Here is a 16,678-nt window from a genome sequence, read left to right on the forward strand (position 1 = left end):
AATGGATAGTTTACTGGACGCATTACAGGAAGGACGGTTGATCGAATTTCCTGATAACAACAAGGAACACTCCCTCCGGTTCCTGGCGCATATTCTTGAGGCAATACCCTCACTACCGGCGGGTACCGATGTGGCTGGGGTGATCATGTCCAAGGAAGGGTCCACCAAAACAGCGCTCGGCAAAGGCTGGGCCTGCCCGGATGCACGAGTTGCATTCAATGAAGACCTCATCTGTGTTGTGGGATGGAGCCCCACAGGAATAGATTATGGCGCACCGGATGGCATACCGGTCAAAATAATTGCGATGTATCTTGTGCCGGAAAACCAGCGGAGCAGTTATCTGCGGGAGGTTTCCCTGTTAGCAAAAGCCATCGAAATCTATCCCGGACTTGATCGGCTAAACGAAGCCAGCGAATTGAACGAGGTTCGTGATCACCTGCTTGATCTGATAAGCTCAACCAAGGGAACGGTCGGCCCAGACACAAGGGCACGAATGATTCAGTTACAGGCTAGGCCAAGTGTCATTGAAGCGCCTTCCTACAATTTTGCGAACCTTATCGTGGAGCCTGTGACCATTATAACATGTGCTGGTGCAAAACCTGTTGTGCTCGCGCATGACCGGGAACTCGTTGACTTGCTCGATAGCTCTACCGATCTTGCAGAGGGGATTGCCACGCAGGGCAAGTTCCAAAACAACGGGTGGTGTATTGTTAAAAGCCGGGAAACATCCTTTCAGGCAGACCGTGCTCTCTTCGACTGTCTGGCGATAAAGGAAACAGGAATCGTTCAGGTGGGCAAATGAGTCGATGGTGACAGGCTTCGAGGGGCGGTGTCATAAGAACACCGCCCCTCGAAGGGTGAAGGAAAAAAGGTCGGATTATCCGAGATAGAAATTGGTTGGGTCAATACCCCTGATGATTGCAAGCTCTTCTTCGGTGGGAGACGGAGTCTCGATAACATTGGGCGAGACCTTGAGATCCCATGCGCAGGCAGCTTTGATTTTTTCGACTGTCTGACCAGGGAAATACTCGGCCAAGTACATTTCCTTGGTGTCTTCATCAAATCTGTAGACGCCCATGGTGCTGACCACGCAGTCCGGTCCGCCGCCGATCATGCCGAGTTTCTCGCGTTCACCCGGGCCGCCCAGGAAACCAGGGGTGGTAAGATACTCGACTTTTTCAACGAACTTCTTTTTGTCCTGGGGCATGATGGCCAAGACCCGCTTGCCCGAGGTGGCCATGTCGTTGGCGCCGCCGCTGCCGGCGAAGTAAGTGAAGCTTTCTCTCTTGGCCCAGTCGCCAGCGCCGGTGGAGTTGATGTTACCGAATTTATCGATCTGGGCACCGCCGATAAAGGCCACGTCAACCTCGCCACGCTGCAAGGCCGCCATGGTGGACAGCATACCGAAGGACGCGTCGGCATTGGTGAACAGGCAGGGATCATCGACGGTGATGGCCAGACCAGGAGCCGCGGTGGCCCGAATGGCGCCGCCCTCGGTGAACATAACCATGTTTTTAGCATGGGAAACCATTGCGAATCCGGCAACAACCAGCGGCAGGCCAACGCCTACGAAGACAACCTCGCCGTCATTGATTTCCTTGGCGCAACGAATGGCCATCAGCTCTGTCAGTTTGAAAGTAGGTGCAGTCATGATCATTTACCCCCTTTTTTTGCGGCGAGTGCCTCTTCATAAGCTTTGAGACGGTCGTCAGAGTACAAGGGCACCCCTTTCCAGCATGCCGGATCATGATAGCCGTAGTCAACATCCATTTTTGGTTTGAAGCCGAGGACAGGTTTGAGGCGATCCAATCCTTCCTGGCCGAATTTGGCTTTATATTTCTCAATGTAGGCGGCGTGGTCTGCGCAACCATAAACCCATTCGTTGAGGAATTCAGGCAAGAGTTCTTCGTGCCGTTCGTATTTACCCTGATATTGGCTGAAGCGGATGTCGAGACCATAGTAACCGCGGCAGGCAGAAGGATGGGCGCCGTAGGGGCAATGAACAACGGCCAAAGTCTTGTAGTAGGGAACGATGACGCGGTCGGGATCGCTTCTGATCTCTTCCGGCTCGACGATTTCCTCGCAGGTAACGATGACGCCCCGCTTTGATCCCATGGCGCCGAACTCATCGGTAACACCGCGGGTACCATAGGAGACCACATTGCCATAACGGTCGGCCTTCTGGGCATGGATGACGGCGACATCGGCTCGCCAAGCCCGGACAACGGTTGTTTTATCGCCAGTGAAAGGATCTTCGACAAATCTGATGTCGGTGGGATTGTGCTTGGGCATGTCTGTTCCGATATTGCCCTTCACGGGAATGAAGGGAATGCCGAGGAAACCAGCAATCAGGGCGCTGGTCGCACCGAAATTGGAGATGTCATATCGTTTGAGATGCCCCTTGTTGAACGCGCGGCGGATGGCATAGGGTGCTTTGACGTACCAGTTCATGATCCAGGCGGAGTGAATCTCCGTAACACAGCCGGCGCCAACCAAAATATCGAGCCCGCCGACGTCGGTGGATGATTCGATGGTGGTCAGATGCCTTTTTTTCTGCCTGATGATTTCATGAGTCAAAGCCATGGGGACCATAATCTGGAATCCACCATAGTACACTGTGTCGCCATCCTGGATGTATTTAGCTACTGCATCCTTGAGCGTCATCCTTTTGTCGAGATCCATTCCATTCTCCTTCTGTTTTTCCTTCTTTGGGTTAAGAAAAGAACTAAGCAACGATGAGAATTTTTCGAATACCAGGGTACACCTCCTTCCAGTGGTTTAGCCAAACTCATGGGGAAAAGGTTACTTTCCGACAAATCTTTGAGAGTAGTTGGCACCTCCTTGTTGTATTTGTTGTTCAGTTATGTATTCGGATAAGGATGGCTTGTGTTTATCCGGGCCATTTACGGTGTATATTCGGGGCACATCACATGCATTTGCGGGTTCAGGACGCTATGGTTCGATAAAGCCCCGAGCGCTCAGTCTTTCGTAACAGGGACGACACAGATAATAAACGCGGACGTTGCCGCAGCCGGTGCCGTAGAGCTGTAAAGTGAACGTGCAGTCAGGGCAGCTCGGCAGCATGCATCTGCTTTCACAGAACTTGAAGTTCTCTTCGGGCAGACCGCATTCGTCGCAATCGTGAGGGAAAATGGGCATGTTTCTTTAATCGACAAGCTTTGTATTTATTGAAGCAACTACTTGTTTGATAACAAATATTCAAGCAACAAAAATTAAAGCAACAACTCTGTAAAGAAACGAAACCTGAATCAGGTTGGAAAGAATTCTAGAAGAACCGTTTGGAATTGAAAACTACATATATTTATAAGTGAAGCTTAACTTGGCATGCAAAACCATTTAGGCACAGGGTGGTATTTTTATGCGCACAAGCTTTACTGCGGACCATGATTCAAAAAATGGGTCATTCTGTCAACTCATTTTTTTGTCTCTGAATGTTTTTCGCGTTCTGGCCCAGTCAAAATGGAAAAACAAAGATCTTTCCAGGAAGGACCGATGAAGGAGGATGGTGGATTTGATCTTGAATGCCAAGGTTCGGTTATTGAACCTCTGGTTGCGACGGTTTAACCGGAAAAAAGTAGGCTTGAAAGGCAGCGCGGGCTTCATTGGAGCCGATGATGGCCACCAGATCCTTATTCTGGAAACGAAAGTGCGGGCCGGGATTCGGTTCCAATTGATCGTCCCGGAGTACGCCGACCACCGAAACCCCGGTTTTTTTGCGGACCTCGGCCTCGCCGATGGAGCGGTCCAGCAGGCTGCTGTCCGAGGCGACTGCCACCCATTCAAGATCAAAGCGCTGCTCGGCTGAACGAAACTGGGACAGGGTTTGATACCGTTTTGTCTGACTGACCCGGCTGGTAAAGTATTCCTGGCGCAACGCCTCGGTCTGCCGCTGGATCTCGGTCACCGGCACGTGGAGGGCAAGCAGCACCTGGCGAATCATCTCCAGGCCGGCCTCCAGTTCGGGGTAGACCAGATCGGTGACATTGAGTTCGCTGAAGATGGTAAAAAAATCCGGGTCTGAGAGGCGGGCGACCACCTCAATGCCACTGTTGAGCCGCTGGGCGTGGGTGATAATGGCCTGCGATTCGACAATGCCGGGGATGGTTACCACCAACAGGGCGGCATTGGCCACCGAGGCCGCCTCGAGAACAATCTCATGGCTGGCATCGCCGTACACCACAGCATGACCGGCATTTTTGGCCTGTTCGATCCGCCGCTGATCCAACTCGATGACCACGAACGGCATGGCCAGCCGGTGAAGGGTGGTTGCGATTTGCAGGCCCACCCGGCCGCCGCCGGCGATCACCACATGGCGATGGAGCCCTTTGTCGGGGAAGTTGATCGATTCCAACGGCTCCTTCTGGAACCAGCGTTTCTTTAAGGTGTACAACCGGGCGGTCTGCGCCGAGACGAGCGGGGTCATGACCATGGTCAGCACGGCAGTGGTCAGCACCAGGTTGTACAACTTGTGGTCGATTGATCCAGTAGACAGACCGATCCGGGCCAGGACAAAAGAAAATTCGCCGACTTGGAACAGTCCCAGGCCCACGGCTACCGGGATGACGTTGCCGTAGCGGAACAGCCAGGAAATTGCCGAAAAAATGAAACTCTTCCCCAGGCTAACCAGCACCACCAAAAGGAGAATGACGCCGAAGTTGTGCACGAGGAATTGGGGGTCGAGCAGCATGCCCACCGAGGCGAAAAAGAGCAGGCCGAAAACGTCGCGCAGGGGGATAATGTCGCTGAGCGCCTGGTGACCGTAGTCGGATTCGTTGAGCACCATGCCGGCGATAAAGGCGCCAAAGGCAAAGGAAAGCCCGACCAGGTAGGTCCCGTAGCCGATGCCGAGGCCAATGGCGATGATCGCCAGGAGAAACAGTTCGCGTGAGCCGAGTTTGGCTATATGACGCATCAACCAGGGCAGCAGTTTGGCCCCGAGAACAAACATGCCGACCAGGAAGAGAACGGCTTTGATGGCCGCGTGTCCCAGCGCTACCAGTCCGGTGGCCGGATCGTTCATCAGCGGCAGGATGATCAGCATGGGCACCACCGCCAGATCCTGCACAATCAGCATGCCGATCATCACTTTACTCGACAGGGTGCCGAGCCAGCCCTGGTTCATCAGGGTCTTGAGAATCACCATGGTGCTGGACAGAGAAATCAGGGAGCCAAACCAGATCGACACCTTCCAGTCCCATCCCATCATCCGGCCGATCCCGAATCCGAGCGCGATGGTCAGGCCAATCTGCAGGGGTGTACCGATCAGGGCGATCCATTTGACCGGCTTGAGGTCTTTGTGTGAAAATTCAAGGCCCAGAGCAAAGAGCAGCAGACCGACGCCGATCTCGGCCAGCAGTTCAATGTCATGCACTTCGGTGATAGTCAGGCCGCCGGTATGCGGACCTAGGATGACTCCGGCGAGGATGTAGCCCAGGATGAGCGGCTGCCGCAGCCGCTGCATCAACAGCCCACAGAAAAAGGCGGTGAGGACAAGAAGGATGATATCGGTGGCTATGCCCATGGATCAGGTATTGCGGCGGTTGCAATGGAAGTTTGCCCGTACGGTCGGTCCGGGAGGAAACGGTGTGTCGAATATACCAGCGGAAGAAAGAATGGCGAACGAATTCGCGATCAAGAGACATGGAAGAAAGGGGGAAACCACGTGCACGTTCTTAACCGGACACTGCTGGGTTTGTGACATGTAAAAAACGCTGCCAGCCTCGCCTTATCCCTCGTGGAGACGGTTGATTTCTCGGAATAAACCGGAGCCCCGGTAACGGCGGCCCCATTTTTCATTCTTTTGGAAGGACTGGAGAAGGCATTTTCCGTTTTCGCTTCTTTTTCTCCACCGAGAAACCGAATTTTCCGAGCTTCCTTCCCAACGTGAAATACTGGCCATGGGCAAAGACCAAAGGTTCCGCCTGAGCAAGGTCAAACGCACCGGTGTGGGGATCAATGTACTGCTGATCGGCCTTGACGTTGACCACCTCAGCCATGAACATATCGTGGGTTCCCAGCCTTCGGATCTCAGTTACCCGGCATTCGATATTGATAGGTGCCTCGACGATAATCGGTGCCTTGACCTTGGTGGCTGGGCCCGGCGTTAGTTGCATCTCATCAAATTTGTGGTACTGACGCCCCGAGCGAACTCCGCACCAATCGGTGGCAAAGGCCAGCGGCCGGGTGGTGAGGTTGATGACGAATTCTCCGGTCCGCTTCAGTATCGCATATGAATGGCGCTCCGGCCGCACCGAGATATAGCACATCGGAGGATCGGAACAGAGAGTACCGGTCCAGGCAATGGTAATGATATTGTACTCCTCGGCCGTTTCTCCCAGGCTGACCATGACCGCCGGCAGGGGATAAATCATGGTGCCCGGCTTCCAATCAACTTTTGTCATGGCATTTCACTCCTATCGTAATGTTTGGGAACCGAGGAACGGCTCACGGCTACCGCAACCGTCCGCGAAAAAGGGAAAAATAGACACCAATGCCGCAAAGTGCAGCCGAAAGGGTGAACACGGTACGGATGCTGAGGAGGAACCGGTCGTAATTCTCTGGGCCAATCGCCTCGTGCCCGACCAGCAGAGCCAGAACCACGGTGGCAATGGCCATGCTCATCATCTGGCCCATCAACCGCATGGTAGCCACGGCCCCGGAGGCGATGCCGTACTGCTCCTTGGTCACGGATCCCATGATAGCACTCATGTTCGGGGCGGAAAACAGGGCGAAGCCAAAACCGAGCAGCGCCAGCGTGCAGACAATGCCAACCAGCTCGCTGTCAGTTTGCAACTGGGTAAACACCAACATGCCCAGCACAGTGATGGCCATGCCCGCAGAAGCCAAGAGGCGCGGTTCAAGGCGGTCGGAAAGCCGGCCGGCAAGGGGCGAAAAGATCGCCATCATGACCGGCTGAGCCATGAGCAATAACCCGGCGGTGCGGGGCGGCATGCCTTTGAGATATTGCAGATACAGGCTCATGAGAAACGTGACGGCAAAGGTAGCCGAGTAATTGAGCAGGGCCGCCAGGCTGGAGAAGGTAAAGGTGCGGTTTTCGACAAAGAGGGAGACCTCAAATATCGGATGGGGTGTCCGATTTTGCTGCCGGAAGAAAAAAACCAGTCCGGCTAGCCCGATGGTCAAGAGAATGCAGCCTGTCATCGAAGGCAAGATGGTGGCGCCGTAGATCAGTGACAGGATGGCCACGATGTAGATCAGGCTGCCGAGAACATCGAGTTTTCGGCTGCGGCTGTCAGCCCATTCGCCTTTGAGGAAGAAGAGAGTGATGCCGGTGGAACCGACGCCGAGCGGCAGCATGATCAGAAAAATAGACCGCCAGCCAAACTGCTGGGTCAGGATGCCGCCGGCAAAGGGGCCGACTGAGAGCCCCACATAGACGGCGGCCACATACATGCCGATCGCCCGGCCACGTTTGTGCGGCGGAAAAACAGAGGTCAAAATGGCCATACCAGTGGTGATAAACATCCCGGCGCCCAGGCCTTGCATCGCCCGAAAAACAAGAAGCCAGATCGCGTTGCCGGCAAAGGCAGCCGCGGTCGAGGCCAGGGTATAAGTGATGAGGCCGGCGGTGAACACCTTTTTCCGGCCGTATATGTCAGCGATTTTCCCTGCCGGCAGCAAAACGACCGCCACCGCCAATAGATAGGAGGTGGCGATCCAACTCAACTGCACCGCATTCATCTGGAGATCGGCCTGGATGGCAGGAAGGGCAACATTGACCGAGGAGATCATGAACGGCCCCATGAACGAGGTCAGGGTGGCGACAAAAAGCGCTGATCGTTCAAGGGCAGACCGGTTGTCTGCCGGCGATTGCTCGGGATTGGCTCTCATGGAGAGGGTTGGTGTTTACTTGTTCCCTTTTCCCTTATTGCCCTTATCTTTACCCTTCCCTTGACCCTGCCCCTGGCTCTGTCCCTGGCCTTGATCGTACCCTTGCACGTTGTCTTTGCCCTGCCCCTTGCCGTTGCCGGGGGCACCAGTCAGAGCAAAATCACCTCGCTTGAGCGCATGGAACTCGGCGGAACCAGGCTTGATGCCTAGTTCCTTGGCTATGACACCCCAACCTCGGCCCCGATTGGTGTTGTACGTCTGCAAGATCCGCTCAGGCGGGAGACGCAGCATCTGACCAAGCTGTAAACACATGAAAGCATCGGCGGGAGTGGCCACCGACCTGATGAGGGAGTAGACCTGTGGCTGCGCCACACCGAACTGGATGCTCAATCGAACCCCGTAATCGTTGATGTCGGAATGGGCGCTATTGTTGAGCCCGGAGAGGAAGCCGTCCAGGTCCGCCTGGGCGCTGACAGCAGTCGAGACGAGGAATAAGCAGAGGGCAAGGAGAAGACGCACGTTTTTCATGAAAACTCCTGATGGTGAATGAGAATGGGGGATGGTGTGTCTGTTTATCAACCATTGGTTGACGCAGATCAAGTGATGAAGAGATCTGGGATCAGCGCCGCTGACCGAACTGTTCGTAACTGACCTGGTCAAAACAGAGGGAAGAATAGGGATGACCGTTCTTGCCCTCAACCGGATAGCCGATGCCGACGATCGCCAGGACCATCATCCCCTCGGGCAATCCAAGCAGATCAGCTAAATAAACTTGCGAACTGGTCAGATCCTCGCGCTGCCGCAAACGGATCTGCACCCAGCAACTTCCCAGGCCGAGATCGGTGGCCTGCAGGTGAATCAGGGTGGTGGCGATGGCGGCATCTTCCACCCAAACGTCGCTCTTGGCTGGATCGGCGCAAACCACAATAGCCAGAGGGGCGCCGTGGAGAAAGGTTGCGCCGTGGGCCTTGGCGACCGCCAGTTTCTCCAGTCGCTCCTTCTCGGTGACCACAATAAATTCCCAGGGGTTGTTGCCCTTGGATGAGGGTGAGCGAAGGGCCGCCTCCAACAGGAGATCGAGTTTTTCCTTTTCGACCGGCTGCTTGGTGAAGCGGCGGATACTTCGGCGGGCGCGTAAGAGATCGATCAACATAGAACACCTCACTTGTTTGATAGAGATCTATTCCAGGGCGGTCGCTATTTCTCGCTGGATAGCGGCGATGCATGCGTCCGGATCGGCGGCGTCGCGGATGGGACGGCCGATGACCAGATAATCGGCGCCGTCGGCAATGGCCCGGCCAGGCGTGGCCACGCGCTGCTGGTCGTTCAGGTCGGCCCCGGAGGGTCGAATGCCGGGGGTGACCATGATGAAGTCCTGGCCCAAGCGCTGCCGCAGCAGGGTCGCTTCGCGCGCCGAGCAGACCACCCCATGGCAGCCGAGCTTGAGCACGGTTTGCGCCCGCTGCAGCACCAGATCGTCCACCGAACCCGGGTATTGCAGTTCGCTCACCTGCTCGGCACCAAAACTGGTGAGTACGGTGACCGCCAGGATCTGAATGCCGGTCTCAGCAGCCAGCGCCGCTTCCACCACCGGGCCGTAGCCGTGGACCGTGGTGAAGCTGATGCCCCGGTCGGCGAACTGGTGCACCGCCAGCTGCACCGTGGCCGGGATGTCATAGAGTTTGAGGTCGAGCATCACCTTGCAGTTCTTGGCAACGATATAGTCCACCACCGGCCAGCCACCGGCAAAGAACAGCTGCAGCCCGACCTTGAAAAAACGGATCTGCCCGGCCAACCGGTCGACCAGAGCCAGAGCTTCGCGGGGATCGGCCAGATCCAGAGCAAAGATAATGCGCTCGTCCAGAGGGATTGATGCCTTGTTCATGCCCGGATCATCTCCTCTTTGAGCATGCGGTCGGCAAAATCGAGAACGAACAACCGTTGGCTCGGGGTAGCCCAGGCGATGCAAGAGCAGTGCATGTTGCTGGCGCTGCGGACCAGCAGCTCAAAGCGCAGCGAGCTCTGCTCCAGGATAACGGTGAAATAGAAAGGACCGCACTCCGCATGCCCCAGCTGCTCCGGCCCCAAAAGATCAGGGGGCACGCTAAGAAAAAAGACGCCTTCCAGGCCGCCCGGCTTCAGGGTCCGTTTGAGATAGCTGTCGAGGGTGTCGCGTTCGAGAAAAGTGATCTCGTCGATCATGTACTGGCGCATGGTGTATTCCTTGGCTGCCTGCCGGCAGCGTCATTTTAAAGATATTCGGCGGCCAACGAGGCCAGGTGGCTGCGTTCGGAACGGGTCAGGGTGATGTGACCGCACTCTTCCTGCCCCTTGAGCCGTTCGACCGTATAGCTGAGGCCGTTGCTGCTGGCATCGAGATAGGGGTTGTCGATCTGCTCGGGGTCACCGGTGAGGACCATTTTGGTGCCCTCCCCTGCCCGGCTGATAATGGTTTTGACCTCGTGCGGGGTCAGATTCTGGGCCTCGTCGATGATGACGTACTGGCGGGAGATCGAGCGGCCTCGGATATAGGTCAGGGCCTCGAGTTCGATCCGGTCTTCCCGGAGCATGCGATTGATGCCCAGTTCGGAGGCGGCATCCTGTTTGCCGCCGTTGGTCAGGCCCATCAGGTAGGAAAGATTGTCAAAAATCGGCTGCATCCACAATTTCAATTTATCGTCCTTGGTGCCGGGGAGGTAGCCGATATCCCGGCCGAGCGGAATCACCGGCCGGGAAACCAAGAGCTTTTCGTATCGGCTGCCCTTAAGGGTGTTGGCCAGTCCAGCGGCCAGAGCCAGCAGGGTCTTGCCGGTGCCGGCCTGGCCGATGAGCGAAACCAGGGAAATCTCAGGGTCCATCAATAATTCCAGGGCCACCCGCTGCTCCATGCTGCGGGGGCGAAGGCTGGAGGCACTCTCAAAGACGGGGTTAAGTGATTTCAACCGATTGTTGGCCACAACCCGGCCAATGCCGGTGTGTTTTTCATTGGCCTCGTCCACCAGAAGAATGAACTCGTTGGGCTGCAATGTCTCCTGATCGAGTTGCAGTTCCTTGCTCTGGTGGAAACGGTCGACAGTGGCTGCCGACACCTTGAGACTGCGCCAACCGGTGTACAGCTGGTCAAAATCAGCCTTTTCCTTTTCAAAATCAGCCACTTCTATGCCGAGAGCGTCGGCCTTGAGACGGGCATTGATGTCCTTGGAGACAAAAATCACCCGCTTACCCTCCTTGAACAGACGGTAGGCGGTGGCGATGATGCGGTTGTCGGGGATATTGAGGTCGATGCAGGTGCCGCAGTCCCCTTCCTTCTCCATGGTGATCCAGACGGTGCCGCCGTCGCTGGTGCGCACCCCTTTGCCCAAGCTGCCTTGGCCGCGCAGTCGGTCGAGGTCACGGATAACACCGCGGGCGTTGCGGCCCAACTCATCGTTATTCTTTTTGAATTTATCCAACTCCTCGATCACCGTCATCGGCAGAACCACGGTATTGTCGGCAAAGCAGGAGATGGCTTGGCTGTTGTGGAGAAGGACGTTGGTATCGAGGATGAAATATTTATCGGACATGCTGTTCCCTAAGGCTGAGGGATGGAAGAGGCTGAGCGCTTACAGATCGAGGCTGGTGGTGTCGCGGTTGAGGACCTCGCACCCTTCCTCGCCGACGATCACCATGTTTTCCAAACGGATGCCGCCCCAATCGGCCAGGTAGAGGCCCGGTTCAACAGTGACGACCATGCCGGCCTGCAGCTTTTTGCGGCCGCGCGGCGAAAGGCGAGGCTCCTCATGGACCGCAATCCCCACCCCATGGCCGAGGCCATGGCCGAAAGCATCGCCGTAACCGGCATCGATCAGCACCTGACGCGCGGCTTGGTCCACCGATACTCCAGTGACCCCGGCGCGGATGGCGCCGATGCCGGCAAGCATGGCCTGCCGCACCAGCCGGTGGCGTTCGATAAAGGTCGGGTTGGGTTTGCCGGCGACAAAGGTCCGGGTCATATCGGAACAGTATCCCTGGTAGACCAGGCCCATGTCGACCAGCACCAGATCGCCCGCCTGCAGCTCACGATCCGTGGGCACGGCGTGGGGCCGGGCGGCGTTGGTGCCGAAGGCAACGATGGTGTCGAAACTCGGGCCCTCGGCCCCCATCTCCCGCATGGTCAAATCCAGGGCCAGGGCTATCTCGCGTTCGGTCATGCCCGGTTCGAGGGTATGGTATACCGACTGAAACACCTTCTCGTTCAGCCGGGTGGACTGGCGCAGCAGGTCAAGCTCGCGTTCGTCCTTCACCGCCCGCATCGCCTCAATCAGACCGCTTTCCGCCCGCAGCGTCAGTCCCCGTTTTTGCGCCATATCGGAGAGCCGAAGATAGGCCGAGTGGAGAAAATAGTCGCTCTCAAAGGCCAGGGTATGAAAACCAAGTGTTTTCTTGAGCTTCTCCAGGAGTTTCAACAACCCCTTGGTATACATCTCCACCTTAAATAGCGGGGCCTCGGCCTCGGCCTGGAGGGTGAAACGGGAGTCAGTCAGGAGCAAGGGCGATCCGTCGGCGGGGATAAGGAGAAACCCGCTCGTCTCCTGGATACCGTGATCAGGTGCGGTATAGCCGCTGAGGTAGCGGCGGTTGTCCGGCTGGGAAACCAGCAGGGCGTCGATTTTCTTCCGACGCAAGGTTGATTGCAACCGGACGATCCGGTCAAACTCATCGTTCCTGGTCATACTCAAACCCCGGTCCAATCCTTGAGTTGTGCTTTAAACTGCTCCAGGGCCTGGCCGTACTGACCATCAAGATCCATCTCCAGCCGTGTCCACTGCTCCTTGAACTGCGGCTCCATGGTTGGGTCGATCTTCGAGGTGTCGGCCTTCATTCCCTTACGCATCAACATCTGCTCGATCTGCATCCGCATCTGTTCCTTGAGCTGGTCGTACAACTGGGTGCGGTGCTGGCCATACTGTGAGGTAATGGTCTGTAACTCCTGGCACAGAGCGGCGATATCGGCGGTGTCTTTGTTGAGTTCGATAATACCTCGAACAGCCCTTTCAATCCGCTTGGTGCCTTCTTCGTCTCGGGGCAAAAAAAGATTGCGCAGCAGCGAGTTAAGCATGCCCTTACGGATGGAGGCGTGTTCGGACGGCTCGTGCTCACCGAGGATTGCCGCTAGGGAGGGTTTGGTCCCATTGAGGTATTCGGCGGTGGACTGCATCCCTTTTTTCAGGCGTTCCTCGTGGCGCATCTCGTCCGGAGTGGCCATGCCCATGCGGGCGGCGCGCTCCATGACCAGATCCATAGTTGATTTTATCCCAGCCATGAACGGTTTCTCCTTATAGATTTTGAGGGGGGGGGACGGTATGGCCCTCGACTATATACATTGTCGGCGAAAACTACAAGTTGCGGCGATCGATCAGGCGAGCGGCAAAGAAACCATCAAGGCCATCGCCTGGATTGGGCCGGAAAAACCCGGCAGCATCCACCAGTTTTCGGGCTGCATCCGGCAGCAACGTCGTTGCATCTTCCACCGCAAAATGGGGGCAGCGCTCTTGAAACAGGCGGATCACTTCCTGGTTTTCTTCTGGTTCCAGTGAACAGGTGACGTAAACCAAGGCACCGCCGGGTTTGAGCAAAGAGGTAGCGATTTCAAGCAGGTGCACCTGGGTCTGCTGGTACTGGGCCAGATCCTCGGGCAGGCGGTTCCAACGGATGTCGGGCTGGCGGCGAATAACACCGGTGCCTGAACAAGGAGCATCAATGAGAATGACATCAAAGGGCTGGGGCCGGGTGGCGGCATAGCTCCGCAAATCGGTGCGTACCGGCAGTACCGGCTCATTGTGGCCCAAGCGGTGCAGGTTTTCCCGGAGCAGTCGATACCGGCGAGCATCTGGCTCAATGGCGACGAGCGTGCCATCGGGCGGCAGAATCTCGGCCAGGTGCGACGTCTTGCCGCCGAGGCCGGCGCAACCATCGAGGATACGGCAACGACTGCGCAGCGGGCCGACGAGTAGAGTCGCGAGTTGCGCCGCCTCGTCTTGGACCTGAAAATGGCCCAGATCGTAGCCGGGCAGAGAGGTGATGGAGCCGGGAAAAAATTCGATTGTCAGGCTCAGTGGGCTGAAGAATCCTTTTTGGGCGTCGATCCCTGTTTTCGCCATCAGGTCCTTTAAAGCGGATCGACTGGTGCGCCGTGTGTTCACCCGCAGAGAGAGCAGCGGCTCCGTATTGTTGCAGCGGCAAATCGTCCGGGCTTTTTCCGTGCCGAATTGCGTCTGCCAACGTTCAATCAGCCAGGCTGGGTGGTTGAGGACCGGCGGATCGGTCTGGGCCATCTGCTCGGCGGTGGGCAGGGTTGCCCGGCTCCGGGCCACGGTGCGCAGGATACCGTTGGCAAACCCGATCAACCAGGCCGGTTGGCCAGCCGCCTTGAGCGTATTGACCGTGGCATTGACCGCTGCCGACTCCGGAACACGGCTTAAAAACAACAACTGATAGACCCCGATCCTGAGCGTCATCAGGGTGCGTGGCTTCATCTTGCGCAGCGGATGCTTGGAATAGGTGCGGATGATATGGTCAAGATACTCTTTCTGCCGCAGGACCCCGTAGACCAGGTTTTTGACCAGCCCACGATCGATATCGGCCAGATGTTCGATAGCTGTCCGAAAAAGGAGATCTATCGAATTGTGAGTAGTGGCCCAGAGGCAGAGCACCTCGACGGCAACGGCCCTGGGTGTGATGGGGTTAGAAGGTAAAGTCATAGCTAGTTCGAAAATTATCCTTGTAATATCAATTAATTAAAATTATAAAAAATCTAATACCATCAAGCAATCAGTAGAGGTGCACTCTGCCATGCTTGACGTGAATTGCAATGATTTTTCGACCGGATACCCTATCCATGGACAGGAATCGGCACGGAGATTTTACAGGCGAAACGATGAAGCGAGTCCAGCTTTCCCCTTGACAGCGAAAAGCCCGGTAAGGTAAAAGAACGGCACACTCAAGCCGGAGTGGTGAAACTGGTAGACGCACTGGACTCAAAATCCAGCGGGGGCGACCCCGTGTCGGTTCGATTCCGACCTCCGGTACCAAAAAAATCAAGGAGTTACACAGCATACTGTGTGGCTCCTTTTTTGTTGGCACACTCTCGTCGAATGCCGGTCAGATGAAATTAACTTTTCCTCCCTCCGCATGCGTGAAATCCCAAACAATTCCAAAAATATAATCTCAAAGGTAAAATTTATGAGCAAGAATGATGTGGTTTTTTATGAATGCGAGAAATGCAAAGACGAAAATGCCATTGTGTGCCCCCATTGCAACGGCGAAGGGGAAAATCCTGATGAGTTAGGATTGCCCTGTGACTTTTGCGAAGGGGAAGGCGAAATAATTTGCCCAGACTGTAAAGACGGGCATAGGGGGTGAGGTGGCTCGTTGCCGAAGCTCAAGCTTAATTTGGACAGAAAGCCATGGCTGCATGGCAAGCATACTATCAGCAGGCGAACAAATTAGGCTTGGATTCGTGACATTTTGAACACGAAAGAGAATACCTGTTCAGAGAAATGCAGGAAGCAATGACGCTCTCTAGGTAAGATGGTAATATGGTGTTTGTGCTTCAGATACGATCACGAAAAATGCAGGACGGAGACTGAGGATGCCCAAGGGATTACTGATCGTTTTCACTGGCAACGGCAAAGGTAAAACAACCGCAGCCTTGGGCATGGCGGTGCGGGCTGCTGGCCATGGCCTCAAGGTCTGCTTTATCCAGTTTATCAAGGGTGGTTGGCACTATGGCGAACTCGACGCAGTTAAACGGTTCGAAGATTTGATCGACCTGCACGTGATGGGAAAAGGCTTCACCTGGAAATCCGACAACATCGAGGAGGATGCGCGCCTGGCCCGTGAAGCCTGGGATTTTGCCAGCACAGCAATTGCGTCGGGAAAATATCATACCGTCGTTCTCGACGAGTTCACCTACCTACTTCATTACAACATGCTGGAGATCGAACCCTGCCTCGATGTTCTTGCCGCCCGTAATCCAAATCAGCATGTGGTGATCACCGGCAGGTACGCGCCTGAGCCACTGATTGCTGCGGCCGATCTAGTCACTGAAATGCAGATGATCAAGCATCCTTTAAAAAGTGGTATCAAGGCGCAAAAGGGGATTGAGTTCTGATCGGCTTCTTCAACCCGTATAAAACCAATCGACCAAAACACTCTCCGCAACGACCTAAACATTCCACAAAAAAAGCCCCTTGACCGGTTGGCCAAGGGGCTTTTTTTCACGTTCTAATATCTAAGAAATGCCCGAGTCACTCCAGCAACTTCATACCAGAAAGAAGGAAGCTGAAGGTCAATTTGCCCAAAATCGGGCTTCCTGTTCCAGCCATTTCATGGCCCTGCCGTAAAATTTGGCTTCATCGATGCTCACATTGGCAAAACAAATGGCCGGTTCCAAGGGGAGCTGATCAGAACAGAGGCGAATTTCGCTGTCATCCAAAAAACGGACAAGCAAGGTACTGTCTTTCTTCAGCAACCCCTCTTCAAAAACGGATACAAGGGTGTCGGTATTCAGCACGGAAAGCTCATCGTCAATCACCGCTGACCGCAGGTCGATGATCAATTCCCGGCAACGGGGCATATTGAGCATGGTTTGAGCAATCTGCAAGATGTCCCACCCGGCATCATCGTCTACTTCCCCTGAAACAACAATGGAATAGACCGTTCCGTCCTTCTCCTTCTTGATTCTGAATCGCATATCTTCCTCCCTTGGATGAATGATTATTCCCTTAATCAAATGCAATCAAAGAACTCCCGCCATGCCCAGTAA

General features: G+C 55.4%; 16 protein-coding genes and 1 tRNA gene. 3 read left to right on the forward strand and 14 right to left on the reverse strand.

What is annotated here, in order from left to right; genetic code table 11:
• Position 1 precedes the first annotated feature (1 nt).
• The gene (locus ACHZCX_RS03540) at positions 2-802 is read left to right on the forward strand and encodes a PTS sugar transporter subunit IIA (protein WP_319585849.1); all 801 of its coding nucleotides are present in this window, start codon (positions 2-4) and stop codon (positions 800-802) included.
• 75 nt (positions 803-877) lie between these two features.
• On the opposite strand, the gene ACHZCX_RS03545 is transcribed toward ACHZCX_RS03540, so the two are convergent.
• The 13 genes from ACHZCX_RS03545 to rsmB form a co-directional block, all read right to left on the reverse strand.
• Positions 878-1,651 (reverse strand): CoA-transferase, encoded by a 774-nt coding sequence (locus ACHZCX_RS03545; RefSeq protein WP_319585850.1) that lies wholly within the window; start codon positions 1,649-1,651, stop codon positions 878-880.
• A 2-nt stretch (positions 1,652-1,653) separates the two neighbouring features.
• Complete coding sequence (locus ACHZCX_RS03550; protein ID WP_319585851.1) at positions 1,654-2,682, reverse strand: CoA-transferase; 1,029 nt, start codon at positions 2,680-2,682, stop codon at positions 1,654-1,656.
• Positions 2,683-3,556: 874 nt separating this feature from the next.
• Positions 3,557-5,542, reverse strand: coding sequence for a cation:proton antiporter (locus tag ACHZCX_RS03555; RefSeq protein ID WP_319585852.1), 1,986 nt, complete (start codon positions 5,540-5,542; stop codon positions 3,557-3,559).
• 271 nt (positions 5,543-5,813) lie between these two features.
• Positions 5,814-6,422 carry a flavin reductase family protein gene (locus ACHZCX_RS03560; RefSeq protein WP_319585853.1) on the reverse strand — a complete coding sequence of 203 codons (609 nt, stop codon included), beginning with the start codon at positions 6,420-6,422 and terminating at the stop codon, positions 5,814-5,816.
• A 49-nt stretch (positions 6,423-6,471) separates the two neighbouring features.
• Positions 6,472-7,872 (reverse strand): MFS transporter, encoded by a 1,401-nt coding sequence (locus ACHZCX_RS03565; protein ID WP_319585854.1) that lies wholly within the window; start codon positions 7,870-7,872, stop codon positions 6,472-6,474.
• Positions 7,873-7,887: 15 nt separating this feature from the next.
• On the reverse strand, positions 7,888-8,400 hold the full coding sequence (locus tag ACHZCX_RS03570) for a hypothetical protein (RefSeq protein WP_319585855.1): 513 nt from the start codon (positions 8,398-8,400) through the stop codon (positions 7,888-7,890).
• A gap of 91 nt (positions 8,401-8,491) precedes the next feature.
• The gene (locus tag ACHZCX_RS03575) at positions 8,492-9,025 is read right to left on the reverse strand and encodes a nitroreductase family protein (protein WP_319585856.1); all 534 of its coding nucleotides are present in this window, start codon (positions 9,023-9,025) and stop codon (positions 8,492-8,494) included.
• 27 nt (positions 9,026-9,052) lie between these two features.
• Positions 9,053-9,757 (reverse strand): orotidine-5'-phosphate decarboxylase, encoded by a 705-nt coding sequence (pyrF, locus tag ACHZCX_RS03580; RefSeq protein ID WP_319585857.1) that lies wholly within the window; start codon positions 9,755-9,757, stop codon positions 9,053-9,055.
• Positions 9,754-10,086: a hypothetical protein gene (locus ACHZCX_RS03585; RefSeq protein WP_319585858.1), complete on the reverse strand. Its 333-nt coding sequence runs from the start codon at positions 10,084-10,086 to the stop codon at positions 9,754-9,756. Before ACHZCX_RS03585 ends, pyrF begins: the two co-directional genes overlap by 4 nt.
• Before the next feature lie 35 nt (positions 10,087-10,121).
• Entirely contained in the window at positions 10,122-11,435 is a 1,314-nt protein-coding gene (locus ACHZCX_RS03590) for a PhoH family protein (protein WP_319585859.1), read from the reverse strand.
• A 39-nt stretch (positions 11,436-11,474) separates the two neighbouring features.
• Positions 11,475-12,584, reverse strand: a complete 1,110-nt coding sequence (locus tag ACHZCX_RS03595) for a Xaa-Pro peptidase family protein (protein WP_319585860.1) — start codon at positions 12,582-12,584, stop codon at positions 11,475-11,477.
• Positions 12,585-12,586: 2 nt separating this feature from the next.
• A complete protein-coding gene (locus ACHZCX_RS03600) occupies positions 12,587-13,174 on the reverse strand; it encodes a DUF6657 family protein (RefSeq protein ID WP_319585861.1) in 588 nt (195 codons plus the stop codon).
• Positions 13,175-13,247: 73 nt separating this feature from the next.
• Entirely contained in the window at positions 13,248-14,612 is a 1,365-nt protein-coding gene (gene rsmB / locus ACHZCX_RS03605; protein WP_319585862.1) for a 16S rRNA (cytosine(967)-C(5))-methyltransferase RsmB, read from the reverse strand.
• Between the two features lie 243 nt (positions 14,613-14,855).
• Here rsmB and ACHZCX_RS03610 point away from each other — a divergent pair.
• Both ACHZCX_RS03610 and cobO read left to right on the forward strand, forming a co-directional pair.
• A tRNA-Leu gene (locus ACHZCX_RS03610) sits at positions 14,856-14,942 on the forward strand.
• A gap of 560 nt (positions 14,943-15,502) precedes the next feature.
• Positions 15,503-16,024: a cob(I)yrinic acid a,c-diamide adenosyltransferase gene (gene cobO, locus ACHZCX_RS03615; RefSeq protein ID WP_319585863.1), complete on the forward strand. Its 522-nt coding sequence runs from the start codon at positions 15,503-15,505 to the stop codon at positions 16,022-16,024.
• A 177-nt stretch (positions 16,025-16,201) separates the two neighbouring features.
• Here cobO and ACHZCX_RS03620 read toward each other — a convergent pair whose 3' ends face one another.
• Complete coding sequence (locus ACHZCX_RS03620) at positions 16,202-16,606, reverse strand: hypothetical protein (RefSeq protein WP_319585864.1); 405 nt, start codon at positions 16,604-16,606, stop codon at positions 16,202-16,204.
• Between the last annotated feature and the right edge of the window lie 72 nt (positions 16,607-16,678).

Source organism: uncultured Desulfobulbus sp. (assembly GCF_963662935.2).
Classification (GTDB): Bacteria; Desulfobacterota; Desulfobulbia; order Desulfobulbales; family Desulfobulbaceae; genus Desulfobulbus.